This is a genomic window from Geobacillus thermodenitrificans subsp. thermodenitrificans DSM 465 (assembly GCF_000496575.1).
Classification (GTDB): Bacteria; Bacillota; Bacilli; order Bacillales; family Anoxybacillaceae; genus Geobacillus; species Geobacillus thermodenitrificans.
The window spans coordinates 71,474-91,356 of sequence record NZ_AYKT01000006.1 but is presented as its reverse complement, the minus strand read 5'-3'; the positions used below and the strand labels follow the sequence as shown (position 1 = coordinate 91,356).

The following is a 19,883-nucleotide window of genomic DNA, read 5'->3' as shown; positions in this document are numbered from 1 at the left end:
GTCGCTTGAAGCGGCATATGATGGACAATAGAAGAGGACAAGGGGGAGAGCACGATGGCCCATTTTCCGAGTGAATTTTCCCTCGATGAAGTAACAAAAGAAATGTTGCTTGCTGTCATTGAAAAGAAGAAAAAATGGGAGCGGCTCGAAAAGCGAACGACCATCTTGCAAGTTGCTTCATTTGTTGGCTTAGCTGCTTTCCTTCTTTATGTTATTGCCAATGTTTCGGCCGTTGCGACGTGGAGCGAGCGGCTTGCTTGGTTTTTTGCCGCACCTGTCCACATTTTCATCTTGCTTCTTTTATGCACGGTGTATTGGTTAGCTGTCTATTACAAAGGAAAAAGCGAAAAGGCGGAAGATGATTTTCACGCTCTCCGTTGCGAAATTATTCAAAAAAGTATCGATTTATGGAAAGACGAAGAGCAGTGGAACGGGCGCCACCGGTTGTTTGAGTGGCTGAAGCGGGAGTACGACATTAACCTGTATTATGAACACAGCTGAATGGGCGATTCCATCCAGCTGTGTTCAGTTTAGAAAAATTTTTTTTGGTTCCGTTCTTCTTTTAAAATTTCCACCGCTTCGCGGAATCGTTGTGAATGAATAATTTCCCGCTCGCGTAAAAAGCGGAGCCCATCGTTTAAGTCTGGGTCGTCACTCATATTAATAATCCATTGATACGTAGCGCGAGCCTTCTCTTCAGCAGCGATGTCTTCGTACAAGTCCGTGATTGGGTCGCCTTTCGCTTGAATGTACGTTGCCGTGAACGGAACGCCGGCAGCGTTATGGTAAAAGAGGGCGCGCTCATGGTCGACGTAATGAGGCTCAAGCCCGGCTTCTTTCAGTTGTTCCGGCGTCGCGTCTTTCGTTAGTTTGTACACCATGGTTGCGATCATTTCGAGATGGGCGAGCTCTTCTGTGCCGATGTCGTTTAGCAATCCGATCACTTTCGATGGCAATGTATAACGCTGGTTTAAGTAACGGAGTGCGGCAGCGAGCTCTCCGTCCGCCCCGCCGTACTGTTCGATCAAATATTTTGCCAGTCTCGGGTTGCACGTGCTGACGCGGACCGGGTATTGCAATTTTTTTTCATAAATCCACATCATCCATTCCTCCTTGCGCTCGTGATGTATCGGCTACACTTGCCAAGGCCACGGCGTGTCGTCCCAGTTCCACGGGTAGTTGGAATAGCTATGGCCAAACTGCTCAAGCGGCCCGTAGGCGGCTTCAAACTGTTTTTTCAACTGTCTCCGCTTTTGAGCGAGTTGGTTAAATTGTTGAATCGCTTGGTAGTCGGTTGGATGGGTGTCTAAATAAAGCGTGAGCTCAACGAGGGCAAAGTCGACCGCTTGCAGCTCCTCCAAACGCTCGTAATACTCCTTTGGCATTTGTTTCATGAGCCATCACCTTTTGTTTTTGTTTCGTAAGGGCTGTAATAAGGGTCGTAAAACACTTTCCAAAGCGTTCCTTTCATTAATGCTTCACGCAGAGGGAATTGCGGCAGGTTTGGAGGCTGGAATCCGATGTATAAGTTCGGCGCGGTGACGTACGTTTTGACGCGGATCGGCGGGCACGGATCAAACGGACTAATATACGGCTCATATTGTTTGCGCGTCGTAAACACAAAACCCCTCCTTTTTTGGTAAAGTTCAGTCTATATGTATGATAGAGCGACATCGTTCATGTCTGTTTGGCATGCTGAATCATAGGAATAAAACGAAGGAGGAAAAAATGGGTCGTCTATGGATGACAGCCATGGCCGCTGTTTTAGGCGCCTATTTGTTTTTTCGCTGGCTGCCGCCGCTTCAGCCGTTTTCCTTGGCTCAGTTTTTGACAGGATTTCTGTTTGTCCCGCTGCGGACATGGCTTGCACTTGCTTGTTTTTTCCTTGGTGTTGCCGCTAATGGAGCCCTCATCCGCATGGTGATCATCGGGAGCGTGCGCCTACTGTCCGGCCGGCGGTTTCGTGTTGGTGAATGGGTAGTGAGTATGGCGGCGCTTAGCCATTTTTATTGGGCGTTTCAGTTTCATTGGCAAACGGCGGCGCTTTTTTTCGTTTTTTCCTTCTTTTATGGTATGATGACGTTGAGAGAACGCCGGTTGAGCGAAGGTGACCGGCTTTAGCAGGAGGAAGTATGTTCATCGGGGGAGCGATCATTAGTTTTCTGTTTTTGTTTGGATATATGTGGAAAGAAGCGCACAGCAATCGGATTCGTCATGTGACGCTGTCGTTTCCTCATTTTCCCGACAATGGGCCTCCGCTTACGATTTTTTTTATTTCTGATATTCATCGGCGGAGCGTTTCGTGCCGCATGCTTGAGACGGTGAAAGGTAAAGCGGACCTCGTCGTGATTGGCGGCGATTTGGCTGAGAAAGGGGTGCCGGCTGCGCGCGTCCGTGAAAACGTACGTCGGCTGCAAACGGTCGCTCCTGTTTATTTTGTTTGGGGAAACAATGATGACGAAGTCGACTACGATCTTCAATCATTGCTCGAGGAAGAACGCGTCTATGTGCTCAAAAACAAAGCGGAAGTATGGGAGCACGGCGGTGTGCCGATCGCGCTCATCGGCGTCGGTGATGTCAGCCGTAAGGAGGCGGATATCGCTCGGGCGCTCGAACACGTCCCGCCTGAATCATTTCGCATTTTAGCCTGTCATAATCCGGCAATCATTGCTCGTCTCGAAGATGAGCAACATATTTCGCTCGTGTTGAGCGGCCATACACATGGTGGACAAATTCGGCTGTTTTCGTTTGGGTTGTATGAAAAAGGAGGGCTCAAATGGCACGGCAACACGGCGTTGTTCACGAGTAACGGCTACGGGACGACCGGGGTGCCGCTTCGCCTTGGGGCGCCGGCAGAAACCCATCTCATCAAAATTGTGCCTGGGAAACTGGCAACCGAGAAAAAATGCTTGTCTAAAACCGGGAAAACGATGTAAACTCATTAATAATAACAAACGAACCAATTGCGAGTTGCAACATACAATAACGGTAAGAGATGGCTCTGTAGGTAAGGAGGGGTTGCCGATGCGTCTTGAGCGCTTGACCCACAATAAAATAAAAATCTTTTTGACGTTTGACGATTTGCTGGACCGCGGATTGACAAAAGACGATTTGTGGAGAGACACGTTTAAAGTGCATCAGCTGTTTCGAGATATGATTGAGGAAGCAAGCGAAGAGCTCGGCTTCGAAGTGAACGGATCGATCGCGGTCGAAGTTTACTCTTTACCGGCACAGGGCATGGTCGTTATCGTTACGAATGAGGGCGACTACAACGACATCGAAGAAGAATTTGCGGACGATTACATTGAAATGCAAGTAACGCTCGATGAGAGCGATGACATATTTTACGAATTTCAAACGTTCGAAGATGTCATTCAGCTCGCCCATCGTTTGTGTGCGGTCGGCTGCCTCGACGGCACGCTCTATTCGTACCAGGGCCGCTTTTACTTGCATGTTGCCGAAGAACCACCGATTCCGCTCGACAATTTTGTCGCCTTGCTGGCCGAGTTCGGCAACCCGGCTACGATAACGATACACCGTGTGCAAGAATATGGGAAACGATTAATGGAACGCCGCGCCATTGAGCAACTCGTTCATTATTTCCGGGCTAACTAAGCACGACTAGACTCCTGTATATGGACAAGGAGTCTATTTTTTCGCAGGAAACAATGTTTGGAATGTTTGGTCCGTTTCAGCCTTTTTTCCTTTGCATCCGCCATCAGAAGGTGTATACTATGACATGGAGGGCGACAAACTATTATAGCGAGCTTATAGGAGGTTTACGTGATGGCAGCCGATAAGCATACGGAAGACAAAGAACAACAGTACGACGTGTTGGCGTCGACGCAAATTGTTATACATAGAGCATTGGAAAAGCTCGGCTACCCGGAAGAAGTATACGAGCTCCTGAAAGAGCCGATCCGCGTGCTGACCGTCCGCATTCCGGTGCGCATGGACGACGGATCGGTGAAAATTTTTACTGGCTATCGGGCACAGCATAACGATGCGGTCGGTCCGACAAAAGGTGGCGTGCGCTTCCATCCTAATGTCACTGAACGTGAGGTGAAAGCGCTGTCTATTTGGATGACCTTAAAATGCGGTATCGTCGATCTGCCGTATGGCGGCGGCAAAGGCGGTATCGTCTGTGATCCGCGCACGATGTCGTTCCGCGAGCTTGAACGGTTGAGCCGCGGCTATGTGCGCGCCATCAGCCAAATCGTTGGACCATCCAAAGACATTCCAGCACCTGATGTGTTTACGAACTCGCAAATTATGGCGTGGATGATGGATGAGTATAGCCGCATCCGTGAATTCGATTCGCCGGGCTTTATTACCGGAAAGCCACTCGTGCTCGGCGGTTCGCATGGTCGGGAAACAGCGACGGCCAAAGGGGTGACGATTTGTATCCGCGAGGCGGCGAAAAAACGCGGCTTGTCGCTCGAAGGAGCGCGTGTCGTCGTTCAAGGGTTTGGCAACGCCGGCAGCTATTTGGCGAAGTTTATGCATGACGCCGGTGCGAAAGTCGTTGGTATTTCCGACGTATACGGTGCGTTGTACGATCCGAACGGGCTTGATATCGACTATTTGCTCGAGCGGCGTGACAGCTTTGGCACGGTGACGAAGCTGTTTAAAAATACGATTTCCAATAAAGAACTGCTTGAACTCGATTGCGACATTTTAGTGCCGGCGGCTATCGAAAACCAAATTACGGCCGAAAATGCCCCACGCATTAAGGCGAGCATCGTCGTTGAGGCGGCGAACGGCCCGACGACGCTCGAGGCAACAGAAATTTTAACGCAACGCGGCATTTTGCTCGTCCCGGATGTGCTCGCAAGCGCTGGTGGCGTGACAGTGTCGTACTTTGAATGGGTGCAAAACAACCAAGGCTATTATTGGACGGAAGAAGAAGTCGAACAGCGGCTTGAGAAAGTGATGGTCAAGGCGTTTAATAATGTTTATGACATGGCGCAAACGCGCCGCGTTGATATGCGCCTTGCCGCATACATGGTCGGCGTCCGTAAAATGGCGGAAGCGTGCCGATTCCGCGGCTGGGTGTAAACGCGGCGAGCACAGACGTTTGCATGCTGGAGTGAAATCCCCTATCATAAGATAGGGGATTTTTTGCTTCGTGTGAGGTGACAAAAAACATGAGAGAAGAAAAAATTATCATCGTTGGCGGCGGACCATGCGGACTGGCGGCGGCGATCGCTTTGCAGGACGCTGGGTTTTCACCGCTTGTGATCGAAAAAGGGAATATCGTCCATGCGATTTACCGTTTTCCGACGCATCAAACGTTTTTCAGCACGAGTGACCGGTTGGAGATCGGCGGCGTGCCGTTTATTACGGAAAATCGAAAGCCGACGAGAAGCCAGGCGCTCGCGTATTACCGCGAAGTCGTCGTCCGTAAACAAGTGCGCGTCAACACGTTTGAAGAAGTGAAAACCGTCAAGCAGCAAGAAGACGGGACTTTTTTGGTCGAAACGACAAAAGGCAAGTATCGCGCTCAATACATTGTCGTTGCCACCGGGTATTACGACCATCCAAACTATATGAATGTACCGGGGGAAGAGTTGCCGAAAGTAATGCATTATTTTAAAGAAGCGCATCCGTACTTCAACACCGACTGCGTCGTTATTGGTGGGAAAAACTCGAGCGTCGATGCGGCGATGGAACTTGTGAAAGCTGGGGCGCGCGTCACGGTGCTGTATCGCGGCAGCGAGTATTCCAAAAGCATCAAACCGTGGATTTTGCCGGAGTTTGATGCATTGGTGCGCAAAGGCGTCATTCGCATGGAATTTCACGCTCACGTGAAAGAAATTACGGAAGATGCTGTGACTTACGAAGTAAACGGGGAAACGAAAACGATCAAAAACGATTTTGTGTTCGCCATGACTGGCTATCATCCCGACCATAGCTTTTTAACGAATATCGGCGTTCGCGTCGATCCGGAAAGCGGACGGCCGCACTATGACCCAGAAACGATGGAGACAAACGTGCCGGGGGTGTTTATCGCAGGGGTGATCGCCGCTGGTAATAATGCCAATGAAATTTTTATCGAAAACGGCCGTTTTCATGGCGATCACATCGCTGCCTGCATCGCCCAACGAGAGCAGGAAGCATCGGCTCGGAAGCCGCTGTAACAACACCATTTGAGTGCGGTAGAAATTAGGCGGGCATCATGTTTAAAATCGGAAAGCGAAGGTGACGGATGTGACGAAACGGAAAGTAGTGCTGCTGACGACTGGCGGCACGATCGCCAGCAAACGGAATGAACGCTCCGGCCGCTTGAATGCCGGGGCGTTAAGTGGCGAAGAGCTTGCCGCGATGTGCCATTTGCCGAAAGAGATCGAGGTCAAAGTCGAAAGCGTGTTCCAGTTGCCGAGCATGCATTTGACATTTGCGCATTGGCTTGAGCTAAAAAAACGGATTGAGGCGCATTTCGCCGATCCGTCCGTCGATGGTATCGTCGTCACCCACGGGACTGATGCGCTTGAGGAGACGGCGTACTTTCTTGATTTGACTGTGAATGACCCGCGAACGATCGTCGTCACCGGCTCGCAGCGGGCTCCGGCCGATTTGGGCAGCGATGTGTATATCAACATCCGCCATGCCATTTACGCTGCGTGCGCTGAGTCGCTGCGAGGAGCGGGAACAGTCGTCGTGTTCAATGAACGCATTTTTGCCGCCAAATACGTGAAAAAAGAACATGCTTCGAACATTCAAGGGTTTAACTCGTTTGGCTTCGGGTATTTAGGCATTATTGACAACGACGAAGTGCACGTGTACCAAAAACCGATCCGCCGTGAATATTACGAGCTCGTGCGCCCGCTTCCGCCCGTCGATATTGTGAAATGTTATTTGGAAGCAGACGGAAAATTTATTAAAGCAGCCCGCGAAAGCGGTGTGGCCGGCATCGTGCTTGAAGGGGTCGGTCGCGGGCAAGTGGCGCCGAACATGGTCGGTGAAATCGTCAAGGCTCTCGAAGCCGGCATCAAAGTCGTTGTGACGACGAGCGCTGAGGAAGGGGCGGTGTATACGACGTACGATTATTTAGGGAGCGCTTATGACTTGCATAAAAAAGGCGTGATTCTCGGCAGCGATTATGACGCAAAAAAAGCGCGCATCAAGCTCGCCGTCGCCCTCGCCTCCAACGCGGATATCGACAACTTGTTTGCCTATTAGGTGAAGTTGCCTAGTAAATTCTCTTTTTCACTCCCTAGTTTCGTGTTACGATAGAGGTAAAAAGACAGAGAAACGGGGATCGATATGTTTTCGCTCATTTCTGCCGGCGTCGCCCCTGGGGTGGCGCTGCTCAGTTATTTTTATTTAAAGGACGAGTATGAAGCTGAACCGTTGTCTTTTGTGTTGCGCATGTTTTTCTTCGGTGTTCTCCTTGTTTTTCCCATCATGTTTATTCAATACGTGTTGGTGGAAGAAAAAATCATTTCGTCGCCGGCGGCTGAAGCGTTTTTATCTGCGGCGTTGCTCGAAGAGTTTGTCAAATGGTTTATTATCTATTTTTTTGTGTATGACCACGACGAATTTGATGAGCCGTACGACGGCATTGTGTATAGTGCCAGCGTCTCATTAGGTTTTGCGACGTTAGAGAACATTTTATACTTGCTAGCCAACGGATTGGAGACAGCCGTCACCCGGGCACTGCTGCCGGTGTCAAGCCATGCGCTGTTTGCCGTCATTATGGGGTTTTATTTCGGCAAGGCGAAATTTGCTGGCCGAAAGCGCCGTTATTATTTATGGGCATCGTTTTTGCTGCCGTTTTTTCTTCATGGCATCTATGATTGGATTTTGTTGGCCGAGAAACAATGGGGTTATTACATGGGGCCGTTTATGCTTGCCTTATGGTGGGTGGCGCTGCGCAAAGTGAAGAAGGCAAAAGGGTACATCCGCTGTCAAGTGACGTCGTCGGCGCAAGGAGTCGTTCGCAAAGTAGAACTGCCTTAAAAAATGAAGATGGTTGCTATAGCAAGATGTTGGAACGTGAAAAGGGGCATCCGAAAGTCGAAAACACGGCTTTCCGGACGGCCCCTTCTTCTTTTTTCTGTATAAAGAGGAAAGACCGGAGGAAAATAAGGATAAAAACGGCGATGGTCGACGGGAGGTTTGCATATGGTAAGGAAACTCATTGTGTTCACCTTAATAGGCGTCTTAGTATGCCTGCATCCAGCAGGCGATGCTGCCGCCTTTTCCCCGCAAGTCATCCAGCGTGGAGCGGTCGGCGATGATGTCATTGAATTGCAGGCGCGACTGCAATATCTCGGTTTTTACAAGGGAAAAATTGACGGCGTGTTCGGTTGGGGCACGTATTGGGCGCTGCGCAACTTCCAACAAAAATACGGCCTGCCAGTCGACGGGTTGGCCGGTGCCGAGACGAAACGGAAGTTGGTGAAGGCCTCCAAATATTATGAGCAGTTTGTCAAAGAGCAAATTCGCCAAGGAAACGAATTTACCCATTACGGGGGCATCCCGCTCAGCCAGCAAGTGAAAAAGCGCGGCAGCGAGGGAAGAACGGCAAAAACGACGGCGTCGAACGTGCCGAAAGGGTTTTCGCAAAACGATATTCAGTTGATGGCGAACGCGGTTTATGGTGAAGCGCGCGGCGAGCCGTACATCGGCCAGGTAGCCGTCGCCGCCGTCATTTTAAACCGGCTCCAACACCCGTCGTTCCCGGATACGGTTGCTGGAGTCATTTTTCAACCGGGCGCGTTTACTGCGGTCGCTGACGGACAAATTTGGCTGACGCCAAACGAAACAGCAAGAAAGGCAGTGCTTGATGCCATTAACGGTTGGGACCCGAGCGGTGGCGCCATTTACTATTTCAACCCGGCAACCGCGACGAGCGCTTGGATTTGGAGTCGGCCGCAAATTAAACGGATCGGGCAGCATATTTTCTGCAAATAAAAGGAGGGAGACGGAATGGTGCGAAACCTATTGCTTGCGGTGCTCGTCGTTGCCGTCGTCGGCACCGGTTATTGGGGCTACCGCGAGCACTCGGAGAAAAACGCGATTTTAATCCACGCAGAAAACAATTACCAGCGTGCGTTCCACGATTTGGCCTACCAAATCGACTTGCTTCATGACAAGCTCGGCGCAACACTGGCGATGAACTCGCACGCATCATTGTCGCCGGCGCTTGCCGAAGTGTGGAAAATCGCAGCAGAAGCGCACTCAGACGTCGGTCAGCTGCCGCTGTCGCTCTTGCCGTTTAACAAGACGCAAGAGTTTTTATCACAAATCGGTGAGTTCAGCTACCGAACGGCGGTGCGCGATTTGGAAGAAGAGCCGTTGACCAAAGAAGAGTACAAGACGTTGCAGGCGCTGTACAAAAACGCGGGAACCATCCGTCAAGAGCTGCGCAATGTGCAACATTTAGTGCTTGAAAACAATTTGCGTTGGATGGATGTCGAGTTGGCGCTGGCCACGAATGACGAGAAAGGTGACAACATTATTATTGACGGTTTCAAAGCGGTCGAAAAAAATGTTGATACGTTCTCAAGCTCGTCCGAGTTTGGACCATCATTCATCGGCCTTGCTAATGAAGAAAAAGGGTTTGTTCGGGCGCAAGGACGTCCGATCACCAAAAACGAAGCGAAACGAATTGCCCGCGATTTTCTCGGCTTAAAAGGGACTGAGGAGATCAAGGTGACAGAGAGCGGCAAAGGAGCGGACGACCGCTTTTATAGCTTAACGATTCGCGATCCGAAAACAAAAGGCGACATTTATATGGACATTACGAAAAATGGCGGTTACCCGATTTGGGCGCTCAACAGCCGGCCGATCGGCAAGCCAAAGATCAGCTTGCATGAGGCGACGAATCGAGGAATGGCATTTTTAAAACGGCATCAATTTACCGGGTTTGAACTGTACGACAGCACGCAATACGATAATGTCGTCGTGCTTACGTTTGTCAAAAGTGAAAACGGTATCCGCATTTACCCGGAAGCAGTCCAAATGAAAGTGGCGCTCGATAACGGCCGAATTGTCGGCTTTACAGCGCGCGATTATTTGTCATCGTCGATCCCGCGTCCGCTGCCAAAACCGAAACTCACCGTCGAAGCGGTGAAGAAAAAGGTCAACCCGCAGTTAAAAGTGATGGAACAGCGCCAAGCAGTCATTATGAACGACTTGCAAAAACCCGTGCTTTGCTACGAGTTCTTAGGAACGCTTGGCGACGAGACGTACCAGCTGTTTATTAACGCGTCGACCGGTCTTGAAGAAAAAGTGGAAAAACTCGAAAGCGTAGAACCGAACTATGGATAAGAGGAAAGGAGGAAAGGCCAAAAACAGGGCTTTTCCTCCTTTTTGTTCCCGTCGACCCGAAGTGAAAGTTGTATGGTATAATAGTCATATGTAACGACGCGGGTCAGCGGCAAGTATTCGGTGATTCGACGGTTGGCCGAAAGGGGACAAAAGGCAAGATGATGATCAAGATTGGGGATCGGATCTGGCTTGAGCCGCTCGACGGTTCAACGCGGCAATACCAGAGTAAGATGCTCTCCGTCGCCGACGGGGTGATCCATATTAGTTATCCTGTCGATGAACAGAGCGGAAAAACGGTGTATTTGTTAAACGGCATGCAATTTAAGGCGAGTTTTATCGGCCGAGATGGGGCTTTGTACATGTTTGATACGGAAGTGAAAGGGGAAATGCGCGACCCGTCACCGATGGTTATTTTGACTTATCCGGGTGACAAATATGTCACGCGCATTCAGCGTCGCCGGTATGTGCGGGTGAAGGCAAAGGTCGATGCTGCCGTCCATCCGCTTAATGGTGAATTCGCCCCGTTTGTAACGATGACGATCGATATTAGCGCCGGCGGAGCCGCGCTCCTCATTCCGCCAACGCATGCTCCTCTTCTTCAACCAGGCAAGGCGGTTGAGCTTTGGCTTGTGCTGCCGATGCGCTCGGGTGAATACTATTATGTGAAAACGAAAGCTAAGCTCGTCCGCATAGTTACTGATGAGCACGGCATCGCAAAAATGTCGGTTGAGTTCACGGATCTTCTTCCCCAAGACCGTGTTCGACTCATTCGTTACAGCTTTGAGCAGCAGCTTGACGAAAAGAAAAGGGAAAAAGAAGAGAATAAATGAACGGGCTGGGTGGAATACTGCTAGAAAAAACGGAAGGCAGGATGTTTGTGCCATGAAGCGGATCGAGCAGCTGTTATGGAAGCTTGTTGTGATCCAAGCAATTTGTTTGTTGGTTGCTCAATGGCTCGTATTGTACACGCCGGCGGCGCTTTATATTGGCAAAATATACGAATATGAAGGGGTAGCTAAGCCGAAAAAAACGGAAACAATTGAAACGGCCGTCGACCGTTGACGGCAAATATGATACAATGAATATGAGAACATGCAGGGTTTTCCTGCATTTTTCTTTGTGCAGTCATTACATGATTCGATGAAGCAGGAGGAGTTATGGAACGACGAATTTGCATCGCGATCGATGGACCTGCGGCAGCAGGAAAAAGTACGGTCGCTAAACTCATTGCCAACCGCCTTTCCTATGTATATATCGATACCGGTGCGATGTACCGTGCGTTAACGTACCGGGCGCTTCAATGCGGTGTTGACATCCATGATGAACAGGCGCTGCTGTCATTGCTTGGTGATACATCGATTGAACTGAAGCCATCACCGCAAGGGCAACTCGTATTCGTGAACGGTGAAGACGTCACCGATATTATTCGCGGCGAGGCGGTGACGAATGCGGTGTCGTTTGTTGCGAAGCACCCGCTTGTGCGCGAGGAGATGGTTGCTCGCCAACGCGCCTTGGCCGAAGGGGGCGGTGTTGTTATGGACGGGCGCGATATCGGGACGAACGTACTGCCGAATGCTGAGGTGAAAATTTTCTTGAAAGCCTCGGTCGAGGAGCGTGCGCGGCGCCGGCATGAAGAAAATATCGCCCGCGGCTTTCCGTCTGATCTCGAAAAGCTAAAAGAAGAGATCGCTCACCGCGACCGGATCGACTCAGAGCGAGAAACAGCGCCGCTTCGCAAGGCGCCGGATGCGGTAGAAATTGATACGACGTCGCTGACGGTCGAGGAAGTGGCGGCGCGCATTATGGAAATTGTCAACGAAAGGATTGGATGAGGGTGGATTTTTATTCGTTGGCCAAAGGAGTGGTAAAAAGCATATTAACCCCTTTGTACCGCATTCAAGTTACCGGGGTTGAGCAATTTCCAAAAGAAGGAGCGGTGCTTCTGTGCGCCAACCATATCAGCAACTTAGATCCGCCGATCGTCGGCATTACAGCACCGCGGCCGATCCGGTTTATGGCGAAAGAAGAATTGTTTCGCACCCCAGTGGTGAAAACGCTCGTCAAAAGCTTGCACGCTTTTCCGGTTAAACGTGGCATGAGCGACCGTCAGGCGCTGCGCACAGGGATTGAGGTGCTGAAACAAGGAGAGGTGCTCGGCATTTTTCCTGAAGGAACGCGCAGCAAAGACGGGCGTCTGAAACGGGCGCTGCCTGGCGTCGGTTTTTTCGCCTTGCGCACCGATGCAGCTGTCGTCCCATGCGCGATCATCGGTCCGTATCGGCCGTTTGTGCCGCTCAAAGTCGTATACGGGGCGCCAATTGATATGGCGCCGCTTCGTGAGCGGAAGGCCAGTCCGGAAGAAGCGGCCGATTATATCATGGATCATATCCGCCAGCTGCTTGAACAACATCGATAAGCATTATAGTACATGTTGATTGAGAAAATATGGTATACTAACTAGAAAAGCGTCCTTATTTTTGCCGACAGCCGGCCGCGGCCTCGGCGCGAGGCGCGCTTTTGCAGGATGGTCAGTCGATGAAGGAGGGGTTTTACGATGACAGAAGAGATGAATGTACAAGTGAATGTGTATGGGGTGGACGATATTGTCCGCGGCAAAGTGGTAAAGCTCGAAGACAAACAAGTGCTTGTTGAGGTGGAAAACAGCAAACAAAGCGGCATCATTCCGATCAGCGAGCTGTCAAACTTGCATATCGAGAAACCGAGCGATGCTGTCGCGGTCGGCGATGAAGTGACGGCTAAAGTGAAAAAAGTGGAAGAAGGCAAAGATGGGGAAGAAGGGCTGCTCATTTTATCAAAGAAAGCTGTCGATGCCGAACGGGCGTGGGAGGAGCTTGAGCGCAAGTTCGCGAGCGGCGAAACGTTCGAAACGGTTGTGAAAGACATCGTTAAAGGTGGGCTTGTCGCCGACGTCGGTGTGCGTGGCTTTATCCCGGCCTCGCTTGTTGAACCATACTATGTCGAAGATTTTTCTGATTACAAAGGAAAAACGCTCACGGTCAAAGTCGTTGAACTCGACCGCGAGAAAAACCGCGTCATTTTATCGCATCGAGCGGTCGTTGAGGAAGAGCAAGAGCGGCAGCAAAAAGAACTGCTTTCCCGTCTTGAGGCGGGGCAAGTGCTGGATGGCGTCGTCCGCCGCATTGCCGATTTCGGCGTCTTTGTCGATGTCGGCGGGTTTGACGGACTCGTACATATTTCCCAGCTTTCTCATACGCGTGTCGCCCATCCGTCTGAGGTGGTGAAAGAAGGCGATGCGGTAAAAGTGAAGGTGTTGGCTGTCGACCCGGAACAAGGTCGTCTGTCGCTGTCGATCAAAGAAGCGTTGCCGGGTCCATGGGAAGGTATCAGCGAAAAAGTAAAACCGGGTGATGTCGTCACTGGGACTGTGAAGCGGCTCGCCTCATTCGGTGCGTTTGTGGAAATTTTCCCGGGTGTCGAAGGATTGGTTCACGTGTCGCAAATCGCCAACCGCCGCATCGGCTCACCGCATGAAGTCCTGAAGGAAGGCGATGAAGTGAAAGCGAAAGTGCTCGATGTCAACGAGGCTGAGCACCGCATTTCCTTAAGCATCCGCGCGCTGCTTGAAGAAGAAACAGCTGCGCCGGCGGAGGATTACAGCCAATATACGAAAGTGGCGGAAACGCGCGGCTTCCAGCTCGGCGAAGTCATCGGCGAACAGCTGAAAAAATTAAAATAATGAACCGTCAAGCAACCTCATCTTGATGGCATTTGCCATCAAGATGAGGTTTTTGTTTTATCTGTCGAACACGAATAAAGAGAGCACGCTTTTTGCCCTCTCAATCGAGAGATCTCTGCTTCCAAGCAAAAGGAAAGTGGAGGGGAAAGTGAATCTTAGCTTTGAAGTGACCATTATATTTTCATTTAAAAACGGCAATTCTATAAAAGACTGACGAAAAATAGCTGTTTCGGACCAATCAACAGCTTCGCAACACGACATAAAACAGAGTTCACAAGATTTCCTGCTTTGAAAAGGGGATGGATTACGAAATCAACAGTCTTATAAATAAAACATGTGCACAGCGAGGAAGAGGGGGAACAGCATGCGTTTTTTTCAAAGAGGGAAAAAGGGCCGTCCGTCGCAGCCAGCGGTGACAAAGCCAAGCGGAACGCAAGACGCCCTAGCGGTCAACATGAATGATAATTTACAAAAAATACAGAATATTTATAGAGACTGCATCGATGTCATCTTCCGTTCTTTTAAAATCGGTGGGCATACAAGCGCCGTTTTAATTTATATCAACGGGCTCGCCAATATGGAAGAAATGAATGAAAATGTGCTTCGTCCGTTGATGGAGAAGAATTCAGACAGTAGGCAAGGCGCGTCGCCTACCGAACAGCTGAATGCGACGAGCCTTCTCGAGCAACAATTGACCGTTGCGAAAGTCAACAAGGTACAAACGATTGGCGAGTGCGTTCAGTATATCGCCGCTGGAAGTCCGGTGCTGTTGATTGATGGACAAAGCGAAGGATTCGCTTTAGGATTGTCCGAATGGGAAAAACGGCCGATTGAAGAGCCGATAGCCGAATCGGTGATCAGAGGCCCGCGTGAAGGATTTATTGAATCATTGGAAACGAACCTTTCCTTATTGCGACGCCGAATCCGCAGCCCGCTATTAAAAACGAAATCAGTCACCTTAGGCAAGTATATAAAAACACAAGTCGTGATTTGTTATATGGAAGGCATCACTCCTGAGGCATTTGTCACGGAAGCGGAAAAACGGCTTCAGCGCATTGAATTGGACGGCGTGCTTGAAAGCGGGTATATCGAAGAGCTGATTGAAGATCATCCGTACTCGCCGTTTCCGCAAGTATTAAACACGGAGCGGCCGGATGTGGCGATTGCCAATTTGCTTGAAGGGCGCATTGTCATCATGCAGGATGGCAGCCCGTTTGTGTTGGTGATGCCGGTTTCGTTTTATTCTTTGATCCAATCTAGCGAAGATTATTATCAGCGCGCGCTGATCAGCGCGCTCATTCGTTGGTTGCGGTATTTGTTTCTCTTGATTTCGCTCTTGTTGCCGTCCGCGTATATCGCCATTTTGACGTTTCACCAAGAAATGATCCCGACGACCCTTTTATTAACGGTGGCTGCTTCGCGGGAACGCATACCTTTCCCGGCGCTCGTTGAGGCGCTAATAATGGAAGTCGTATTTGAAGCGTTGCGTGAAGCCGGCGTGCGACTCCCAAAACAGACAGGGGCGGCGGTGAGTATCGTCGGGGCGCTCGTCATCGGCCAGGCAGCGGTTCAGGCCGGTCTTGTCTCCGCGCCGATGATTATGATTGTAGCGCTGACGGGTATCGCTTCGTTTACGATCCCGCGGTTTACGGCCGGGATTGCATTGAGAATGTTGCGCTTCCCGATGATGTTTTTAGCCGGGTCGCTTGGGCTGCTTGGGATTATGCTCGGACTGCTGTTGATTCTGATACATATGGCTTCCCTTCGCTCTCTTGGCGTTCCGTATTTGAATGCTCACGTCCCTAACATGGAGCATCAAGCAAAAGATGTCCTTACCCGCACTCCGTGGTGGAAGCTGAACGCTCGTCCACGCATAAATGAGCGGAGGAGGAATAACCGTCAAAGCTAAGGAGTGAAAGAGGATGGAAAATGAAAAAATCACGTCCGTGCAGATGATGATGTTGCTGTATCCGGCTATTACCGCTACTGCCATTCTCCTTGTCCCAGGGGTGACGGCTCAACATGCCCAGCAAGATATGTGGCTATCGCCGATTTGGGCTTCGCTTATCGGCTTTTTGACGGTGCACATCACCGTTCAGTTGTACCGGCTTTATCCAAAAAAAACACCGATTGAATATAGCGTGGATATCGCTGGTCCGTTTTTCGGCAAGTTCATCGGCTTGCTTTTGTTATTTTTTTATTTTCATGTCACCGCGATTATTATCCGCGAATACGGAGAGTTTGTCGTCGGTAACTTTTTGTTTCGCACGCCAATTGACTTTGTGATGGGAGCGATGGTGTTTGTTTGTGCTGTTGCCGTTCGCAGTGGGATTGCTGTGCTTGGGAGACTGGCACAAATTCTCGTGCCCGTTGTCATCTTGTTGTTAACTATCATTGTTATTTTGGTGTTTCCGGATATCGAGCTGGAAAATATGTTTCCGATGTTTGAAAACGGGCTTTTGCCGTCGATCATGGGCGCAGCAACCCCGCAAAGCTGGTTTAGCGAATGCTTTTTAATGGCATTTTTGCTTCCGCATGTCATCGATGAAAATCATGGACGGAGATGGGGAAACATCGCGGTTGTATCGATTATGTTGACATTATTTTTCACGAATTTGGCGACCCTCTTCGTGTTTGGAAACATTACTGCCAGCTTTGTATATCCGGTGATCAGTGTCGTCCGGTATATTAGCATCGCTGATTTTTTGGAGCATGTCGAGGTGGTCGTCATGGCGCTTTGGGTCGTCGGTGTATTTTTGAAAATTTCGGTCTTTTATTATGCTCTTGTGACTGGCTTAGCCCGGTGGTTGAACTTATCCCAATACGAGCCGCTCGTCTTTTCTGTCGGGTTGCTTTTATGTTTGCTTTCTAACTGGTCGGCAAATGATTTAGTGGAGCTGACCCATTTTCTAGGGACAACCGGCTCGTTTTACTTGTCATTTGTGCAAACCGTCATTCCGTTGTTTCTCCTGTTAGTGGCGAAATGGCGAAATCGGGCTGCGTCCCCGCAGCCGGCTGTTTCACACCAAGAAAGAAAATAACGTCCACTGCTATTAAGCAAAAAAAGGGTGAACTGCCTTGGCGATCGGGAAAAAAGTGAGACGAGCACTTGTTTTTCTTCTAGTCAGCATCAATGTCGTCATACTCGGTGGCTGTTGGGACCGGGAGGAAATTAACGACATTGCGATCGTGCTCGGAATCGGCATTGATCGGGTGAAAAACGGAAACATTAGACTGACAGTAGAGATAGCCGTGCCTCGGGTGATCGGGAGTGGACAAATGGGGGGGACAGGCGGTGACAAAGAAGAAACAATCATTCGGTCAGGGACAGGCGTGACAATCGCTGACGCCATTGCCCAATTGCAGGAGCGGTTGCCCCGCCGCTTGTTTTGGGGGCATATGAAGATCGTCATATTCGGTGAACAGGCAGCGAAAGTGGGCATTCGTGAGCATCTCGACTTTTTGATTCGCCATCCACAAACCCGTACTCGCTGTAATGTGTTTGTCGGCAAAGGATCGGCGAAAAGTATGCTCGAACTCATTCCCCCGATTGAACAAAGTGCATCGGAAGTGCTAAGGGAAATGGCGGAATCAAGAACATTGATGCGGAAAACGGCGAAAGAAACGTTGCAAACGCTAAACAGCGAAGCAGAAACGGTGTTGCTGCCGATGGTGAAAGTGTTGCCACCTCCAAAAGGAAAGAAAGAAATAGAGACGATCCCCTTTATTTACAGTACGGCGGTTTTTAAGAAAGATCGAATGATCGGACAGATTGACGATTATATAACGCGCGGCGTGTTATGGATTCGCGACGAAATCAAACTGGCGCATGTGACGGCGAGGGTTCCAGGAGAAAGAGGAAATATTACATCGCGAATGATCCGCGCGCATACTGATATCACACCGAAGCATGAGAAAGGGAGATGGAAGATTATCGTCAATGTCACATCGGAACATGACATTATATTAAATGGAACAAAACTCGATTTATTAAGTGAAAGAAATATTCAGCGCATCGAAACAGAGCTGGAAAAAGATATAAAACGACGAATGAGAAGCGCCCTGGATCAGCTGCAGAAAGACATGAAAGTTGATGTGTTCGGTTTTGCTGACGCGATTCATAAAAAATATCCATCGCGTTGGCGCCATCTGAAAAAACGTTGGAACGATGTATTTCCTGATTTGCCTGTAGAATTGAACATAACGGTGAAAGTGCGCCGGCCGGGAATGAATTTCCCTCCGCAAGGTGTGCCAGAACAAGAGGTGAAAGAATGAAAGCATGGTTAGTCGTCGGGATGCTTATCATTGTCGGGCTGATTTGGTGGTACGAATGGTCTCGGCTTGAGCGGGAGTACAAAAAGGAGAAGGCAGCTGTCGCTATTTTGCTTTGCCTGGCTATGCTGTTGGGAGTCATATTAATGGTGAATCCAGATCTTCCCGGACCGACGCAAGCAGTGGATCGTTTGTTCCGTCCCTTCGGGAAAATGTTAGAAAAGTAAAAACGCTTAATTTGTACGGAACAAACATGGAACGACAAGGAAGTGGAAGGCAATTGCAAAAGGGGAAAATTCCGTCCGTACATGATGTTGCTGCTGTATCCAGCATTATTGCTACAGCCATCCTGCTTGTCCTAGGGGGGGACGGTTCAACACACCAGGCAAGATATGTGGATGTCGCCGTTTTGGACTTCGCTCATCGGATTTTTGACAGTGCATCTGTCTGTTCAGTTGCACTGTCTTTATCCGAAAAAAATGCCGATTGAATATAGTGCAGACATTTTAGGAAAGTGTTCGGAAAACTAGTCGGATTGCTTTTTTGTTTTATTTTCATATTACCGGAATTACTATCCGTGAATATGGGGAGTTTATTGTCGGTCATTTTTTGGTTCGTGCGCCAATGAGTTTCGTGATGGGAACGATGGGGGATGTGCTGTCGTCGCCCGCAGCGGAATTCACGTGCTCGGGCGGCTGGCGCAAATTCTTGTACCTGTCGTCATGATTTTACTGATGCTCATCGCGATTTTGCTGCTCCCGGATATCGATCCGAAAAATATGTTGTCGATGTTTGAAAACAGGCTTTTGCCGTCGATCATGGGCACAGCAGCCCCGCAAAAGCTTTTAATGGCGTTTTTGCTTCCGCATGTCATTGACGAGGATCGCGGGCAAAAGTGGGGAAACATCACGGTTATTTTAATTATGCTTACCTTATTTGTCGCCAACGTAATGACTCTTTTTGTGCTCGGAAATATTACGGGTGATTTTGTGTATCCGGTGATGAATGCTGTCCACTACATTAGTATCGCGGATCTTTTTAGAGCACGTCGAGGTGATTGTCATGAGGTTTGGGGTGGGGATGAAAATTTCCATCTTTTATTATGTCCTTGCATTAGCAACAGCTCAGTGGCTAACTATCTCTCAGCATCAGCCGCTTGTTTTTTTGCTCAGGCTTACATTGTGGCTCTGTTCCATTTGGTCGGCGAATGATTTAATGGACATCGCACATTTTGTAGAAACAGCCGGCTCTTTTTAGTTAACGATCGTGCAAACGGTTATTCCGTTGTTTCTGCTGCTAGTCGCCAAATGGCGGAAACCGCGGACTTCTTCCTCATCAGTTGCTTCGCAAGAATAAGAACATTAGCACCAACCACAGTTTTGGCGATTCATCCAAAGCCGGCCGCCTCGAAAAGCGGCCAACCTTTTTAGGATCTGTTCCGTTCGCGTGCCTCTTCCGGCGTATCGAGCCGGCTTGCCCCTTTATAGGAAAGCGACTGATCACGGTCTGACTCAACTTGCCGCGACTGTTTCAACTTTTTCTCCTGCCGATCTTTTCCCACCAAATCCCGCTCCTTTCTATGTGATGATCATTTGTTACTATGACCGGGCGATGG

Annotated in this window: 24 protein-coding genes; 20 read left to right on the top strand and 4 right to left on the bottom strand. The window is 49.7% G+C overall.

Annotated elements, in window-relative coordinates:
- The first annotated feature begins 54 nt into the window (after positions 1 to 54).
- Entirely contained in the window at positions 55 to 501 is a 447-nt protein-coding gene (locus tag DSM465_RS0107055; protein WP_008879656.1) for a YpbF family protein, read from the top strand.
- Positions 502 to 530: 29 nt separating this feature from the next.
- Here DSM465_RS0107055 and DSM465_RS0107050 read toward each other — a convergent pair whose 3' ends face one another.
- Genes DSM465_RS0107050 through DSM465_RS0107040 form a run of 3 tightly spaced genes read right to left on the bottom strand, consistent with a single transcriptional unit; the run spans position 531 to position 1,621 of the window.
- The gene (locus tag DSM465_RS0107050; RefSeq protein WP_029760988.1) at positions 531 to 1,100 is read right to left on the bottom strand and encodes a manganese catalase family protein; all 570 of its coding nucleotides are present in this window, start codon (positions 1,098 to 1,100) and stop codon (positions 531 to 533) included.
- A 33-nt stretch (positions 1,101 to 1,133) separates the two neighbouring features.
- Positions 1,134 to 1,394: a spore coat protein CotJB gene (locus DSM465_RS0107045; RefSeq protein ID WP_008879653.1), complete on the bottom strand. Its 261-nt coding sequence runs from the start codon at positions 1,392 to 1,394 to the stop codon at positions 1,134 to 1,136.
- The gene (locus DSM465_RS0107040; protein WP_008879652.1) at positions 1,391 to 1,621 is read right to left on the bottom strand and encodes a spore coat associated protein CotJA; all 231 of its coding nucleotides are present in this window, start codon (positions 1,619 to 1,621) and stop codon (positions 1,391 to 1,393) included. Before DSM465_RS0107040 ends, DSM465_RS0107045 begins: the two co-directional genes overlap by 4 nt.
- A gap of 107 nt (positions 1,622 to 1,728) precedes the next feature.
- Between DSM465_RS0107040 and DSM465_RS0107035 the strand changes: the two genes are divergently transcribed.
- From DSM465_RS0107035 to DSM465_RS19245, 19 genes are all read left to right on the top strand, one after another.
- Positions 1,729 to 2,121 (top strand): hypothetical protein, encoded by a 393-nt coding sequence (locus tag DSM465_RS0107035; protein ID WP_008879651.1) that lies wholly within the window; start codon positions 1,729 to 1,731, stop codon positions 2,119 to 2,121.
- 11 nt (positions 2,122 to 2,132) lie between these two features.
- Positions 2,133 to 2,936, top strand: a complete 804-nt coding sequence (locus tag DSM465_RS0107030) for a metallophosphoesterase (protein ID WP_008879650.1) — start codon at positions 2,133 to 2,135, stop codon at positions 2,934 to 2,936.
- A gap of 88 nt (positions 2,937 to 3,024) precedes the next feature.
- Positions 3,025 to 3,615: a genetic competence negative regulator gene (locus DSM465_RS0107025; protein WP_008879649.1), complete on the top strand. Its 591-nt coding sequence runs from the start codon at positions 3,025 to 3,027 to the stop codon at positions 3,613 to 3,615.
- Between the two features lie 171 nt (positions 3,616 to 3,786).
- Positions 3,787 to 5,058, top strand: a complete 1,272-nt coding sequence (locus DSM465_RS0107020; protein WP_008879648.1) for a Glu/Leu/Phe/Val family dehydrogenase — start codon at positions 3,787 to 3,789, stop codon at positions 5,056 to 5,058.
- Positions 5,059 to 5,147: 89 nt separating this feature from the next.
- A complete protein-coding gene (locus DSM465_RS0107015) occupies positions 5,148 to 6,140 on the top strand; it encodes a YpdA family putative bacillithiol disulfide reductase (protein WP_008879647.1) in 993 nt (330 codons plus the stop codon).
- Between the two features lie 70 nt (positions 6,141 to 6,210).
- Entirely contained in the window at positions 6,211 to 7,182 is a 972-nt protein-coding gene (locus DSM465_RS0107010) for an asparaginase (protein WP_029760987.1), read from the top strand.
- 84 nt (positions 7,183 to 7,266) lie between these two features.
- Positions 7,267 to 7,962, top strand: a complete 696-nt coding sequence (gene prsW, locus DSM465_RS0107005) for a glutamic-type intramembrane protease PrsW (protein WP_008879645.1) — start codon at positions 7,267 to 7,269, stop codon at positions 7,960 to 7,962.
- Positions 7,963 to 8,127: 165 nt separating this feature from the next.
- The gene (gene sleB, locus DSM465_RS0107000; protein ID WP_029760986.1) at positions 8,128 to 8,919 is read left to right on the top strand and encodes a spore cortex-lytic enzyme; all 792 of its coding nucleotides are present in this window, start codon (positions 8,128 to 8,130) and stop codon (positions 8,917 to 8,919) included.
- A gap of 15 nt (positions 8,920 to 8,934) precedes the next feature.
- Positions 8,935 to 10,278, top strand: coding sequence for a germination protein YpeB (gene ypeB / locus DSM465_RS0106995; RefSeq protein WP_008879643.1), 1,344 nt, complete (start codon positions 8,935 to 8,937; stop codon positions 10,276 to 10,278).
- Between the two features lie 161 nt (positions 10,279 to 10,439).
- Positions 10,440 to 11,108: a flagellar brake protein gene (locus DSM465_RS0106990; protein WP_008879642.1), complete on the top strand. Its 669-nt coding sequence runs from the start codon at positions 10,440 to 10,442 to the stop codon at positions 11,106 to 11,108.
- A gap of 52 nt (positions 11,109 to 11,160) precedes the next feature.
- Positions 11,161 to 11,340 carry a YpfB family protein gene (locus DSM465_RS0106985; RefSeq protein WP_008879641.1) on the top strand — a complete coding sequence of 60 codons (180 nt, stop codon included), beginning with the start codon at positions 11,161 to 11,163 and terminating at the stop codon, positions 11,338 to 11,340.
- Between the two features lie 95 nt (positions 11,341 to 11,435).
- Positions 11,436 to 12,110 (top strand): (d)CMP kinase, encoded by a 675-nt coding sequence (gene cmk / locus DSM465_RS0106980; protein WP_008879640.1) that lies wholly within the window; start codon positions 11,436 to 11,438, stop codon positions 12,108 to 12,110.
- Positions 12,107 to 12,694 (top strand): lysophospholipid acyltransferase family protein, encoded by a 588-nt coding sequence (locus DSM465_RS20355; RefSeq protein WP_008879639.1) that lies wholly within the window; start codon positions 12,107 to 12,109, stop codon positions 12,692 to 12,694. Before cmk ends, DSM465_RS20355 begins: the two co-directional genes overlap by 4 nt.
- 138 nt (positions 12,695 to 12,832) lie before the next feature.
- Positions 12,833 to 13,996, top strand: a complete 1,164-nt coding sequence (gene rpsA / locus DSM465_RS0106970; RefSeq protein ID WP_029760985.1) for a 30S ribosomal protein S1 — start codon at positions 12,833 to 12,835, stop codon at positions 13,994 to 13,996.
- A 364-nt stretch (positions 13,997 to 14,360) separates the two neighbouring features.
- Complete coding sequence (locus DSM465_RS0106965; RefSeq protein ID WP_051358517.1) at positions 14,361 to 15,905, top strand: spore germination protein; 1,545 nt, start codon at positions 14,361 to 14,363, stop codon at positions 15,903 to 15,905.
- 13 nt (positions 15,906 to 15,918) lie between these two features.
- Positions 15,919 to 17,037, top strand: a complete 1,119-nt coding sequence (locus DSM465_RS0106960; RefSeq protein ID WP_029760981.1) for a GerAB/ArcD/ProY family transporter — start codon at positions 15,919 to 15,921, stop codon at positions 17,035 to 17,037.
- 37 nt (positions 17,038 to 17,074) lie between these two features.
- Complete coding sequence (locus DSM465_RS0106955) at positions 17,075 to 18,271, top strand: Ger(x)C family spore germination protein (protein ID WP_216367089.1); 1,197 nt, start codon at positions 17,075 to 17,077, stop codon at positions 18,269 to 18,271.
- Positions 18,268 to 18,495 carry a hypothetical protein gene (locus DSM465_RS0106950; protein ID WP_029760979.1) on the top strand — a complete coding sequence of 76 codons (228 nt, stop codon included), beginning with the start codon at positions 18,268 to 18,270 and terminating at the stop codon, positions 18,493 to 18,495. The genes DSM465_RS0106955 and DSM465_RS0106950 overlap by 4 nt, the downstream gene beginning before the upstream one ends.
- A gap of 456 nt (positions 18,496 to 18,951) precedes the next feature.
- On the top strand, positions 18,952 to 19,479 hold the full coding sequence (locus tag DSM465_RS19245) for a hypothetical protein (protein WP_051358516.1): 528 nt from the start codon (positions 18,952 to 18,954) through the stop codon (positions 19,477 to 19,479).
- 215 nt (positions 19,480 to 19,694) lie between these two features.
- On the opposite strand, the gene DSM465_RS18870 is transcribed toward DSM465_RS19245, so the two are convergent.
- On the bottom strand, positions 19,695 to 19,829 hold the full coding sequence (locus DSM465_RS18870; RefSeq protein ID WP_008879632.1) for a YpzI family protein: 135 nt from the start codon (positions 19,827 to 19,829) through the stop codon (positions 19,695 to 19,697).
- Positions 19,830 to 19,883: the final 54 nt, after the last annotated feature.